This is a genomic window from Skermania sp. ID1734 (genome assembly GCF_007489285.1).
GTDB lineage: Bacteria > Actinomycetota > Actinomycetes > Mycobacteriales > Mycobacteriaceae > ID1734.
In genome coordinates this window covers 60,280-73,139 of record NZ_VLIY01000012.1, presented here as the reverse complement: position 1 = coordinate 73,139, position 12,860 = coordinate 60,280, and the positions used below count along the sequence as shown (strand labels likewise).

At 65.7% G+C, this 12,860-nt stretch carries 13 protein-coding genes; 8 read left to right on the top strand and 5 right to left on the bottom strand.

The annotated features are described in order from the left end of the window. The first annotated feature begins 46 nt into the window (after positions 1 to 46). The 8 genes from FOS14_RS15970 (at position 47) to FOS14_RS15940 (ending at position 5,270) form a co-directional block, all read left to right on the top strand. A complete protein-coding gene (locus FOS14_RS15970; protein WP_143771802.1) occupies positions 47 to 826 on the top strand; it encodes an LmeA family phospholipid-binding protein in 780 nt (259 codons plus the stop codon). A 4-nt stretch (positions 827 to 830) separates the two neighbouring features. Then, positions 831 to 1,265: a thioredoxin family protein gene (locus tag FOS14_RS15965; protein WP_143771801.1), complete on the top strand. Its 435-nt coding sequence runs from the start codon at positions 831 to 833 to the stop codon at positions 1,263 to 1,265. Positions 1,266 to 1,327: 62 nt separating this feature from the next. Further along, positions 1,328 to 1,417 carry a putative leader peptide gene (locus FOS14_RS25520; RefSeq protein ID WP_370512242.1) on the top strand — a complete coding sequence of 30 codons (90 nt, stop codon included), beginning with the start codon at positions 1,328 to 1,330 and terminating at the stop codon, positions 1,415 to 1,417. Positions 1,418 to 1,547: 130 nt separating this feature from the next. Continuing rightward, positions 1,548 to 2,063: a DUF4395 domain-containing protein gene (locus FOS14_RS15960; protein ID WP_143771800.1), complete on the top strand. Its 516-nt coding sequence runs from the start codon at positions 1,548 to 1,550 to the stop codon at positions 2,061 to 2,063. A gap of 43 nt (positions 2,064 to 2,106) precedes the next feature. After that, entirely contained in the window at positions 2,107 to 2,940 is an 834-nt protein-coding gene (locus FOS14_RS15955) for a sulfurtransferase (RefSeq protein WP_143771799.1), read from the top strand. 2 nt (positions 2,941 to 2,942) lie between these two features. Next, the gene (locus tag FOS14_RS15950) at positions 2,943 to 3,248 is read left to right on the top strand and encodes a DUF1416 domain-containing protein (RefSeq protein WP_143771798.1); all 306 of its coding nucleotides are present in this window, start codon (positions 2,943 to 2,945) and stop codon (positions 3,246 to 3,248) included. Positions 3,249 to 3,434: 186 nt separating this feature from the next. After that, positions 3,435 to 4,094, top strand: a complete 660-nt coding sequence (locus FOS14_RS15945) for an FABP family protein (RefSeq protein WP_255450379.1) — start codon at positions 3,435 to 3,437, stop codon at positions 4,092 to 4,094. Positions 4,095 to 4,265: 171 nt separating this feature from the next. Beyond that, entirely contained in the window at positions 4,266 to 5,270 is a 1,005-nt protein-coding gene (locus tag FOS14_RS15940) for a hypothetical protein (protein WP_143771796.1), read from the top strand. A 24-nt stretch (positions 5,271 to 5,294) separates the two neighbouring features. Here FOS14_RS15940 and FOS14_RS15935 read toward each other — a convergent pair whose 3' ends face one another. The 5 genes from FOS14_RS15935 to FOS14_RS15915 all read right to left on the bottom strand — a co-directional run bounded on the left by FOS14_RS15935 (position 5,295) and on the right by FOS14_RS15915 (position 12,810). Further along, positions 5,295 to 6,737 (bottom strand): NAD(P)/FAD-dependent oxidoreductase, encoded by a 1,443-nt coding sequence (locus FOS14_RS15935; RefSeq protein WP_143771795.1) that lies wholly within the window; start codon positions 6,735 to 6,737, stop codon positions 5,295 to 5,297. A gap of 201 nt (positions 6,738 to 6,938) precedes the next feature. Continuing rightward, a complete protein-coding gene (cydC, locus tag FOS14_RS15930) occupies positions 6,939 to 8,663 on the bottom strand; it encodes a thiol reductant ABC exporter subunit CydC (RefSeq protein ID WP_143771794.1) in 1,725 nt (574 codons plus the stop codon). Further along, entirely contained in the window at positions 8,660 to 10,303 is a 1,644-nt protein-coding gene (gene cydD / locus FOS14_RS15925) for a thiol reductant ABC exporter subunit CydD (protein ID WP_143771793.1), read from the bottom strand. The genes cydC and cydD overlap by 4 nt, the downstream gene beginning before the upstream one ends. After that, entirely contained in the window at positions 10,300 to 11,319 is a 1,020-nt protein-coding gene (gene cydB, locus FOS14_RS15920; RefSeq protein ID WP_143771792.1) for a cytochrome d ubiquinol oxidase subunit II, read from the bottom strand. The genes cydD and cydB overlap by 4 nt, the downstream gene beginning before the upstream one ends. Positions 11,320 to 11,328: 9 nt before the next feature. Next, entirely contained in the window at positions 11,329 to 12,810 is a 1,482-nt protein-coding gene (locus FOS14_RS15915; protein WP_143771791.1) for a cytochrome ubiquinol oxidase subunit I, read from the bottom strand. Positions 12,811 to 12,860 lie beyond the last annotated feature (50 nt).

The window sequence follows — 12,860 nt, the reverse complement described above, 5'->3', positions numbered from 1 at the left end:
CTGCTGCCCCGCGAATGCGCAATTGCGTTTCCGTCACAATGGTCGAATGCGCAAACTCATCATCGGGCTCGTTTGCCTGGTGGGACTCGTGGTCGTCGTGGACTTCGCCGCGGCGGCCTACTCCGAATACCGGGTCTCGCGGATCCTTCGCGAGGGCGGAGACCTCAGCGCCGATCCCGAGGTGACCATCCACGGTTTTCCGTTCCTGAGTCAGGCCGCCGAGGGCAAGTACCGCAACGTCGAGATCCGCGCGCGGGCGGTGCGCAGCGACATCAAGGGCGAAATCACCGTCGAGGCGACGCTCAACGGCGTGTCGATACCGGCTGGCGACCTGGTGGATGGGCGGATTCATTCGGTCCCCGTCGACCATGTGTCCGGCCGGATGGAGATCGACGCCACCGAACTGGGCCAGATGTTCGGCATTCCCGACCTGCAGATTTCCGCCGCGCCGGCCGACAAGTCCGACGGCACGGGCGGGTCGGGCGGGTCCGGTATGACCACCACGGGTGGCGTCGTCCTGACGGGAACCGTGCCGGTAGCCGGGGTTCCCACGAAGGTGAGCGTGCAGGCCGATCTGCTGCTCGACGGCAGCCAGATCCGGGTCTTTGCGTCCGATTTCTACACCGGTTCGCAAGCCCAACCTGTAGCCGTGACCACCGGACCGGACCGGGCAACGGTGCTGGGCATGTTCGACCGGATGATCGATCCCAAGCAGTTGCCGTTCGGCCTGGTGCCGACGAAGGTGTCCGCGGAGGGCTCCCAGATCGTGATCGAGGGTTCGGGGGACAATGTGAGGATCAACCTCGACGAACTGCAGCGGCCTTAACGCAATGATCCAAATCATCATCCTTGTCGTCGTCCTCCTCGTGGCGTGCGGAGCCGGGCTGTGGTTACGTGCCCGCGCCGGCCAGGTCCGGCAGGTGGCCGCGGATGCGCCCGCCGACGAGCGGGTCGCGCTGCTGGCAGCCGCCGGTGTTGGCGAGCGCGAACCGACCGTGCTGCATTTTTCGGCGGACTGGTGCGGTCCGTGCGCGGCGGTTCGCCGGGTGGTCGGGCAGGTGATCGGCGAGCTCGCCCAGCACCCTCGGCCGCCCCGGGAGGTGGAACTCGACATCGACGAAAATCCCTCGCTGGCAAGGGAACTGGGCGTCCTGTCGTTGCCGACGACGTTCATCTTCGACGGCGCCGACAGCCAGCTGTTCCGGATCTCCGGGGTGCCGTCCGCGGCCGATCTGCGCAACGCGCTCCAGCCGCTCAGCGGCTAGTTACCTGCGCCTATCGGGCTCCCGGCGTTTAAATCATCCAGAAAGCAGGTAGACTGCGTGACGTGCAAACCCGCCGCGAGCTCATGCTCACTCGTCGCCGCGCAGTAGATCTGTGCCGCCTCGGCGGTTGTTGCTGTCGTATCTGTCGCTGATCGCCAGGTCGACGCCTTCCTCGCTGCCAGCAATTAGCTGATCGCACGGTACGAGCGTTTCGGTGATCCACCGTCGCGTGTTTTCGCGCGCCCGCAGTATTTCTATTGTTCAGCGCCAGGAGTATTTCCAGTGTCAACCGATCAATTCACCACATCCACCGAGTCCAGTGCGCCGGTCGGGGTTGCCGCGGATCAGGTCGACGTGCGTGGTCCGCGCTTTGCCGCGTGGGTCACCACCACCGTGCTCGTCGCGGTGTTTGTCGCGGCGGCTTTTTCCACGGCCGCAGCGGCGGTGCTCGTCGGCCTGCAGGCCATCGTCTTCGCCGTCGGCGCCGCCGTCGGCCCCCGCCGCAGCCCCTACGGCCGGCTGTATGGCAAGTTCGTCGCGCCGCGACTGGGCAAGCCCACCGAGAAGGAGCCGGTCGCACCCTTGCGGTTCGCTCAGCTCCTGGGCTTCGTCTTTGCCGCTATCGCCTTTCTCGGCTTTGTCGCGGGCCCGCCCGTGATCGGAGCCATCTTCACCGGCTTCGCGTTGTTCGCGGCGTTCCTCAACGCCGCGTTCGGTGTCTGCCTGGGTTGCCAGATATATCCGCTGGTAGCCCGGCTGCGCCGCAACAACGTGAGCACCACCGAACGTGCAGCCTGAGCGCTGCCTGGTAATCGCAAGTCAGTAACACGAAAGGACACCAATGGCTCGCTCCGACGTCCTAGTCTCCGCAGACTGGGCCGAGCAGAACCTGCACGCCCCCAAGACTGTCTTCATCGAGGTCGATGAGGACACCAGCGCCTACGACGGCGGTCACATCGAAGGCGCCATCAAGCTCGACTGGCGCAAGGATCTGCAGGACCCGATTCGCCGCGACTTCGTCAACCGGGAGCAGTTCTCCGACCTGCTGTCGGCGCGCGGCGTTGCCAACGACGACACCGTCATCCTCTACGGCGGCAACAACAACTGGTTCGCCGCCTACGCGTACTGGTACTTCAAGCTCTACGGCCACGACGACGTGAAGCTGCTCGACGGTGGTCGCAAGAAGTGGGAGCTCGACGGTCGCCCGTTGTCCCGCGATGTCGTGACCCGTGAGGCCACCCAGTACAAGGCCGCCGAGCCGGACCTGTCGATCCGCGCGTTCCGCGACGAGGCCATCGACGCCATCGGCAACAAGAACCTGGTCGACGTCCGTTCGCCCGACGAGTTCACCGGCAAGATTCTCGCTCCCGCCCACCTCCCGCAGGAGCAGAGCCAGCGTCCGGGTCACATCCCGAGCGCGATCAATGTGCCGTGGAGCAAGGCCGCGAACGAGGACGGCACCTTCAAGTCCGACGCCGAGCTGACCGAGATCTACAAGGAAGCCGGCCTGGATGGCAGCAAGGACACCATCGCCTACTGCCGCATCGGCGAGCGGTCTTCGCACACCTGGTTCGTGCTCAAGGAATTGCTCGGCCACGAGAACGTCAAGAACTACGACGGCAGCTGGACCGAATACGGCTCGCTCGTCGGTGCACCTATCGAGTTGGGAGAGTAAATATGTGCGCAGCCCCCACCCAAGGCCAGGCTCTGCCCGCCGGCGTGGACGTAGAGAAGGAAACCGTCATCACCGGGCGCGTGCTGGCCGGTGACGGCCAACCGGTCGGCGGCGCGTTCGTGCGCCTGCTCGACGGCACCGGCGAATTCACCGCGGAGGTCGTCGCCTCCGGGACCGGCGACTTCCGGTTCTTCGCGGCGCCCGGCGAGTGGACCGTGCGGGCGCTCTCGTCCAGCGGCAACGGCACCGCCACCGTGCGGCCGGAGTCCAACGGCGTGCACAACGTGGACGTCACTGTCGCCGCATAAGTTTCGCGCGCTGCCGACGGGCGGCTACCAGCAGCTTCGCGCTGCGGTAGCCGCCCGTTTTGGTTGGCGCCCCGGGTACTAAACTGGCGCCGTGGTCACTTTCTTCGAGGTACTTCTCGCGCTCGCCTCAGTGCTGATCGCGTGGTTCGGCCTGTACGTCATCTACCGACTGATCACCGACGAGTCGTGAGCGACGCCGACGAGCCAGGCCGTGTGAAGGGCTCTGGGAACGAGGCCGTCTCCGCAGCGGCAGAACGCGCGGAGACGACGCGCTCCCGCAACATCCCGTCGTTGCCGGACCTGCCCATGCCGGACGACACCGCGAATCTGCGCGAAGGCCCAGACCTCGACTCCGCCCTGCTGGCGCTGCTGCCCATGGTGGGCGTATGGCGCGGCGAGGGCGAGGGCAACCACCCGCAGAACGGCGACTACCGCTTCGGCCAGCAAATTGTCGTCTCGCACGACGGCGGTCCGTATCTGAATTGGGAAGCCCGCTCCTGGGTGATCGGCGAGGACGGCAGCTACAGCGGGCCAGACCTGCGCGAGAGCGGCTTCTGGCGAGTCAACGGTGATCCGACCGTTGCCGACGGCGAGGTCCTCGAGTTGCTCCTCACCCACAGCAGCGGGGTCGTCGAGTTGTTCTACGGCCGCGCACTCACCCAATCGTCGTGGGAACTGGCCACCGACGTGGTGATCCGCAGCCAGTCGGGCGCGGTGGTCGGCGGCGCGAAGCGGTTGTACGGAATCGTCGAGGGCGGCGATCTCGCGTACGTCGAGGAGCGCGTCGATGCCGATGGGGCGCTGGAGCCCCGGTTGTCCGCGCGGTTGCAGCGGTACGTGGGCTAGCTCCCGACCCGTGTCCCGACCGTGTCCCCACCCGGCCGTGCCGTGTCCCGACCCGTGCGTGAAATTTCACCGCGGGCGGTGAAATTTCACGCACGGCCGGTTTATCCACATGTGGATAACTGGTCCCACTTGACCGAGTTGTGACGGTGGCGCCCGGTATCGGTGTCAGCTATGACAGACATCGATCAGCTTCAAGTCATCGTCAACCAACAGCATGGCTTGGTCACGTTTGACCAACTCGAGCCGTGTGGATTCACCCGGCGCCGCGTCGAGCACATGTACAGCTCAGGCGCATGGCAACGGGTTCTCTACGGCGTTTACGCGGTGACCACCGGACCGTTGAGCAGGGAAATGGTTCTTCAGGCGGCTCTCTTATACGGCGGCGCAGGTGCAGTGCTCAGCCATGACACAGCCGCCGAGCTGTGGGGGATGCAGCGACCGGATCCGGAGGGCCCGATTCACGTGACCGTGCGAGTCGGACTCTCGGCGGTAGACCAACCAGCTACACGGGTCCTGTCCGCCGCACGACTCAACCCGAACATTGGGTCGATTCTGCATCCAGGTGTTCGGGTGCACCGCTCGCGCGCCCTCCCGCACATTGTTGTAGCGGCATCGCCGCCTCGAACTAGCCCGGCAGACACTGCAATCGATCTGGCCGTCGCGCAGCCGACCGCCCAGGAGGCCGCGACAACGCTTGCAGCAGTTGCAACGAACTACGGCTTGCGCCCGGACATCCTGATGGAGCGAGCACGGGCGCGGCCGCCACGGCGCTACGCCAGGAGCATCACGCGTGCCATCGAATTGTTGCGCGACGGCGTGCAATCTGTACTGGAGTACCACTACGCGGTCGACGTCGAAAAGGCTCACGGACTGCCAAGCGCCCTTCGGCAATCTCCGGTGATCGTGGATGGTCGCGTCTGTTACGAGGACGTCGAATACATCGTCGGCGACCTTCGACTCATCGTCAGACTCGACGGCAGAAGAGGGCACTCCCTGGCGCGCGACGTCTTTCGTGACCGTCGGCGCGAAAACGCGGCCGAGATGGCGGGTAAGCGCAAGCTCGTATTCGGGTGGGAGGAAGTGCGCGGCGCGCCGTGTGCGGTTGCGGCAGAAGTTGCCGCCGTCCTCCGCCGCGGTGGGTGGTCCGGTCCGGGCACGTGCCTCACCTGTGCGTGAAATTCCACCGCCCGCGGTGGAATTTCACGCACGGTCGAGCGAAGCGAGCACGCGCTGGGCCGCATACATGCCACACATGCCGTGCACGCCCGGCCCCGGCGGAGTGGACGCTGAGCACAGGTACACGTTGTCGATCGGTGTCCGGTACGGATCCCACCGCGCCGTGGGTCGAGCGAGCATGCGGTAGAGGTTGATTCGGCCGACCCCGATGTCTCCCCCGACGTAATTGGCGTTGTGCTGCGACATCTGGTTCGCGGCTATCGCGCGCGAGCCGATGATCACGTCCCGGAAGCCCGGCGCGAACCGCTCGATTTGCGCCGTCACGATCTTGGTCATGTCCCGGCTCGAGCCGTTCGGCACATGCGTGTACGTCCACAGCGGCACTTCGCCTCTCGGCCCGCGCCGGCTTGGGTCCGCCACGGCGGGCTGACCGACGAGGACGAAGGGGCGTTCACTGTGCTGGCCGGTGGCGACGGTGGTTTCGGCCGCCATGATCTCGGCCCGGCTGCCGCCCACGTGCACGGTTCCGGCATCGGCAACGCGCGGATCCGACCACGGCACCGGCTCGCGCAGCGCAAAGTCGATCTTCGCGACCCCGCTGCCCGGCCTGAATCGGCCCAGCGCGCGGCGATAGCGCGCACCTAGGCGGTCGCCGAATACGTCGGCCAGCAGCCACGGCGAGGTGTCGAACAGGTAGGCGTCCGCCTTCGGCAGTTGACCTGCTCGGTCGATGCGCCGGTTGCACTCGACGATGCCGCCGTGCGCCCGCAGATCGGCGATCAAGGCGTCGACGATGGCCTGGCTGCCGCCCACCGGCATGGGCCAGCCGTGAGTGTGTGCCAGCGTTCCGAGCAGCATTGCCGTCGCGCCCACCGCCAGCGTCGGCGCCTTGGTGTTGGCGTGCGCGCCGACGCCGGTCAACATGGATCCGGCCGCGCCGGTTAGGCGCATTGGGGTGCCGAGCGCGGCCGTTCCGGCGCCGAACCGGAGGGCCGTCCGAATCCCTGCGACGGACGCGAGTTCCTTTGGCACAGCGCGCTTGTCCGACAGCCCCAGCGCCAGCACCGTTTCGGCGTCCTCGGTCAGGGGCTCAACAAGCCGCCGCCACACCGAAGCGTCCGCGGCTGGGAGCTCGTCGACGGTTCGGCTGAGACTGCGGTAGGCGATTCCCGCCGGCCGGTCATCCAGGGGATGGGCATACGCAACGTCTGGCTGTGCAAGTTGCACGCCGTGGGCGGGAAGGTCGAAAGCGGCGAAGAATGGCGAAGCACTCGCCATCGGGTGGGCAGCCGAGCACAGATCGTGCGGCAACCGAACGCCCAGGTCGAGCTCGACCGTGCGGCAGCCACCGCCGGGCGTGGGTTGTGCTTCGAGCACGATGACGCTCAACCCTGCTCGGGCCAGAAGCACCGCCGCTGCAAGCCCGTTCGGGCCGGAGCCGACTACCGCCGCGTCGTATCGCGCCATCGCTCAGACCCTACCGTCGGCTGAACAAGGAACGGCCCCCGAGCCATACCGCCGCGCGGAGCGCGGACGGTCTCGACCGGACATAGCCGAGGGCTCGGGGGCCGGGTAGCTGCCTGGGATTCGCTAGCGCTCGCGCGGAAGTGAATCCTTTTCTCAGCGGTAGCGGCTAGCTGGCAGCCACCTCACGCGTCCTGAATGAAATCAACTCCAGACCACCTCCTTCCTCGTGTAATGACGACGGTACGCACGGTCGAGCGAGCGGGCAATCGATTTTTCTCCCGGCAGATCGCTGGCGAGTTCGAGCACCGAGTCGGCGCTGTGCACGGCCGGAAGCTGATGGGTCACTACGACAACGGACCGGTCGGGGGCGATCAGCCCAGAGTTCCGATCGAGCAGCGCCGTGAGGATGGCCGCGCCCTCCTCCGCATCGAGGTGCTCGGTGGGTTCATCGAGCAGCAGGATCGGAGCCGGCGCGAGCAGGGCCCGAGCCAGCAGCAGACGGCGGCGTTGCCCGCCCGACACCGCCCGGTCACCGCCGACCAGCACGGTGTCGAGCCCGTCATCCAACCCTAGCCAGTCGCCGAGCCCCACCGCCGCCAGCGCGCGGCGCGCCTCGTCGGCACTGACGCCGCCGTTGCCGACGCGCAGGTTCTCCAGCACGGTGGTGCTGAAAATATGCGCGTCTTCGGAGAAGAACGTTACGACTCTACGCAATTCGTGTGGGTCCAGTTCGTTCAAGAGACGCTCGCCCAGTCGAACCTCGCCGTGCCGCGGCGCAAGCAAACCGGCCAGCGTCATCAACAGCGACGTCTTACCCGCGCCACTGGGCCCGACAATGGCAATGCGGGCGCCCGGCACAACGACGAGATCCGTTGGACCTGCGCACCTCTCATGCGTCCATCCGAACCGCAGCGACTGCGCAGACAGGGTGAGATCGGCGGGCACCTCGGACGTGCCCCCGACCTGCGAATGCCCCGCGCCGTCGAGCAGCGCCATGATTCGCCGCGCCGACACTCGCGCGCGGACAATGGCCGCGGCCGCCTCCGTCAGCGGCCCGGTCGCCTCGAACGCGGCCAGCGGGAGCAGCACGAGGACGGCAAGGCTCGTTGGTGCCGATGCCTGGGCCATGGACACCCCGATGAACAGCGCGCCAATAACGGAAACAGCAAGTGCCAGTGGGCCAGCCGCAGCAGCATGGGCTGCCTTCGACGCGGCTCTCGCTTCCGCATGAACCGACGCGTGCGCAGCACGGCGGGCCTGATCCACCGCGGTGTCGAACGTTCCGGCCACGCGCAGTTCGTCGGTGTTCCCCAGCACGGTCAAGGCATGAGCGGTGTATTCGCCGTTGAACTCGATGGTTTCTTGTTCAGCGAGTGTGCCAGCTCGGGCACCAAGGACGGGCGCAACAAAACCAGCGACAAGGAGTGAGAACGCCAAAACAACCGCGGCCCACAAAGATACGAAGCTGAGCGCGACCACCGCCGACAGCCCGATCGTCACAGCAACCACAATCGGTACCAGCCCGCGCACGATCACCGCACCGATCGTGTCGATTTCGGTGCCCGTTCGGGCAAGCAGGTCACCACGTCGAAGCGCCGTCACCGCGGAAGGCTGTCCCGCAGCCAGCCGCCGATAGATTTCTGCGCGCGCGTGAGCCATCCCACGCAGAGCTACGGCATGCGTTGCCAGCCGCTCCAAATAGCGGAACACGCCGCGCGAGATACCCAGCGCCCGAACGGCGACGACCGCGACGGATAGGTCGAGCACCGGCGGCATCTGCCACGCACGCGCAATCAGCCACGCGGACAACACAGCCAAGGCCAACGCACTACCGGATGCCGCCACGCCGGCCCCGATCGCTGCCAGTGTGCGCGCCGGAGTTGGCCGCAGCAACCGAATGGCGTCGAGCAACGGGCCACGTGTCATGAGCTACTACCCACGGTCACAACCTGGTCCGCTGCGGCAAGAACCTGCGGACGGTGGGCTACCACGATCACCGTCGCGCCGGAAAAAGCTCGCTGTTGCAAAGACGCCAAGACCGCGGCTTCGGTCGTCTCATCGAGGTGTGCCGTCGGCTCGTCAAGGAGCAGAACCGGTTTCGAGGTGGCCAGAGTGCGAGTCAATGCCAACCGCTGGCGTTGACCAACGGAGAGGCCAACCCCATCGTGTCCCACCCTGGTGTTCCAGCCCTGTGGCAGCTCATCGAGCACGGTGTGGAAACCCGCTGCGCGAGAAGCGGCTTCTAGGTCGACGGACCTACCCGCCAGCTCGGCATTGGCGCGCAGCGTGTCCGGCAACAGCATCGGCCGCTGCGGGAGCCACGCCACCTGCTGCCACCACCAGTCGAGATCGAGTGCGCCGACCTCCACCCCGCACACCGAAACCCGCCCCGAGTACGAGCGCTCGAGGCCCAGCAACACACGCAACGCGGTCGACTTGCCTGCACCGTTCAGACCGGTCAGCACCGTGAGCGCACCGGACGGTATTGACGCGCTGAGCTGGTAGGGCGCCCAACCGTCGCGACCGGCGACGCTGAGGGATTCGATTTCGATATTCATCGAGGCGCCGTTGGGGCGCAACCCTTTCGACCGAGCATCGTTCACCGGCGCGGCGTCGAGGGTTTCGAACGCCTTCTCGGCGGCCGCGGTACCGTCTTGCGCTGCATGGAACTTCTCCCCCACGATGCGCAGCGGCAGATATGCTTCCGGGGCCAGAATCAACGCAATCAGACCGGCGTGCAACGTCATTTCGCCGAAGACCAGCCGCAATCCGATCCCGACGGCCACAAGAGCGACCGACAGTGTCGCGAGCAGTTCCAACACCATGGACGAGAGGAACGCGACGCGCAGCGCTGACATTGCCCGCCGGGCGTGTGACATGGCCAGGTCGCGCACCCGCCGCCGCGGCTCTCGCTCCCGGCCGAGTGCGACAAGCGTCGGCAGCCCCGCGAGCAAATCGAGGGTCATCGCCGACAACTGGGTCATCGCCGCCAACGTGCGCTGCGAACGTCCCCGCGTCAGTAGGCCGATGAGCACCATGAAGATTGGAATCAGCGGCAGTGTCGCCGCCACGATGGCCGCGGAGATCAGGTCTTGCCACGCGATCGCGATGACGACCACGGGCGGGGCCAGCAAGGCCAGGAACAACGCCGGCACGTAACCCGCGAGGTACGGGCGCAGTGCGGCGGTGCCTACCGTGGCGACGGTCTCCAGTTCGGCTCGCCGAGTGTCGAGTTCGCGCGTCGGCAGCCGTCCCGCCGCACACAGCAGGTCGACATTCAACTCGGCCACCGTGCGGGCGGCGGCACGCTGGCCAAGCCGGGCCTGCAACCATGCGGCTACGACGCGAATCACGAAAGCAGCTGCCAGCAAGATCAATTCGGGCTGCCATGCCCATATCGACCGTCGCTGAGGATCGGTGATGAGGCCGGCCAGCACCGTGCCGATGAGAATTCCCGCGACGACCGTTGCCGCCACGTTGACCATCGAAATGGCCACCGAGGCAGCAAGGTATCCGCGGGCGCTCTTGGAGTACCGCCACAGTCGCGGGTCGATCGGTGCGCTCATCGCCGGATGGGCAGACCGATAGAGGCGGGAATGTGATCCACCGAAAGCCGCTGCCGGAACACCCAGTACGTCCAGCCCTGGTAGATGAGCACCACCGGTGCCGTCAAGGCGGCGGCCCAGCTCATCACCCGCAAGGTGTAGGTCGTCGACGAGGCGTTCGCGATGGTGAGGCTGTTTGCCACATTGGTCGTCGACGGCAACACATTCGGATACAGCGAGGCGAACAGCAGAACCACCGCGGCGATCACCGCGATCGAGGTGAGCACGAACGCCCAACCCTCCCGCGCCAGGCCGGTGAGCGCGACCACTCCCGCCAAGGCGGCGGCGATCACCACGACCAGCCACCACGTCCATGCCTTGCCGTGCGCGAGTTGGGTCCACAGGACGAAGAATCCGGCAATTCCACTTACCGGCAGCGCAATGGTGCGGGCCAGCCGAACCGCATCCTGGCGCACCGATCCGCCGGTTTTCAACGCCACGAACACGGTCCCGTGTAGGAGGAACAGCGCGACCATCGCCGCCCCGCCGAGCAGCGCATACGGATTGAGCAAATCGAAAAGCCCCGAGGTTACTTGCTTTTCATGGTTGATAGCGACTCCGCGGACAATGTTGGCGAATGCCACGCCCCACAGAAACGCTGGAATCCACGATCCGATCATGATTCCGAGGTCGCATCGCGCCCGCCATGTTGGGTCGTCGATCTTGCCGCGCCATTCGATAGCGACGACCCGCAGGATCAAAGCCAGCACGATGAGCAACAGCGGTAGATAGAAGCCGGAGAACAGCGTCGCGTACCACTCGGGAAAGGCTGAGAACATCGCCCCGCCGGCGGTGATCAGCCAGACCTCGTTGCCGTCCCAGACCGGACCGATGGTGTTCAGCAGAACCCGTCGTCGTTCGTCGGTCCGCCCCAAGATTGGAAACAGCATCCCGACACCGAAGTCGAAGCCCTCCAGCAGGAAGTAGCCGGTGAAGAGGAAAGTGATGACGAAGAACCAGATTTCCGGAAGACTCATCTCACCCTCCTAGTACGCGAACGAAAGCTGTTGGGGCTTATCTGCTTCCTCGGGGATCTCACCCGGTGGATGACGGTCGTGTTCGGACGGGCCCGCCTCGACATACCGACGCAGCAACGTCATCCAGACCACCGCCAAACCGGCGTACACGAGCGTGAATGCGAGCAGCGACGTCAGCACGGTGCCGAAGTGGTGATCGGACACCGCCTGGCTCACCATCAACCGAATTTGATCCACCCCGGTCGGATTCGGCGCCACCACCCACGGCTGGCGGCCCATTTCGGTGAACACCCAACCGGCGATGTTGGCCAGAAATGGAGTCGGCACCGCGGCGAGGCACAGCCAGCCGAACCAACGCTGATGCGGCACCCGTCCCCGGCGGGTCAGCCATAGCCCGGCCATGGCCAGCAGGATGGAGCCCGCGGACAATCCGATCATGACCCGGAAAGACCAGTATGTGACAAAGAGATTCGGCCGGTAGTCGCCGATGCCGTATTTCTGGTTGTACTGATGTTGCAAGTCCTGAACGCCGTCGAGATGCACGCCCGAGAACTGGCCTTTGGCCAGCCAGGACAACACTCCGGGCACCTCGATGAGGTGGACGACGCTGTCGCAGTTGTTGTGTGTGCCAACGGTCAGTACCGAGAAGTCGGGGTCGGTTTCGCTGTGGCACAACGACTCTGCCGAGGCCATCTTCATCGGTTGCTGCTCGAACATCAGCTTGCCCTGCACGTCACCGGTGAACACCAGGGCAACGGCGGCTATCGCGATCACACACATGCTCAGGCGCGCAACGGGCCGCCACATCGTGCGGGCATCGAGAACGGCGTCATGGTCGGGCTCGGCGGTGGAGACCTTGCGCGCATTGCGCACCATCCACCATCCCGCGATGCCGGCCACGAATGTTCCGGCGGTCAGGAACGCTCCCGCCACGGCATGCGGAAATGCCGCCAGCGCAGTGTTATTGGTCAGCAGCGCCCAAATGCTCACCAACTCGGCGCGTTTCGTTTCCGGATTGAACCGAGCCCCGACGGGGTGCTGCATGAACGAGTTGGCGGCAATGATGAAGTACGCCGATGCGTTGACACCGATAGCAACCAGCCAAATCGTCGCCAGGTGCACAAGTTTGGGTAGCCGCCCCCAGCCGAAAATCCACAGGCCCAGGAATGTCGACTCCAGGAAGAAGGCCACGAGTCCCTCGAGCGCCAACGGCGCACCGAACACGTCACCGACGAAACGGGAGTATTCGCTCCAGTTCATGCCGAACTGAAATTCCTGCACGATTCCGGTGGCCACGCCGATGGCGAAGTTGATGAGGAACAGCTTGCCAAAGAACTTGGTCAGGCGATACCACTGCTGCTTGCCGGTGGCCACCCACACGGTCTGCATGACGGCCACGAGCGGGGCCAGACCGATGGTGAGCGGCACGAAGATGAAGTGGTAGACGGTGGTGATGCCGAACTGCCAACGGGAGAGGTCCAGGGCGCTCACTGCCGCTCCTACCGGTCGGGCGCTGCCACCGTTGGCAGCTATCTACTACA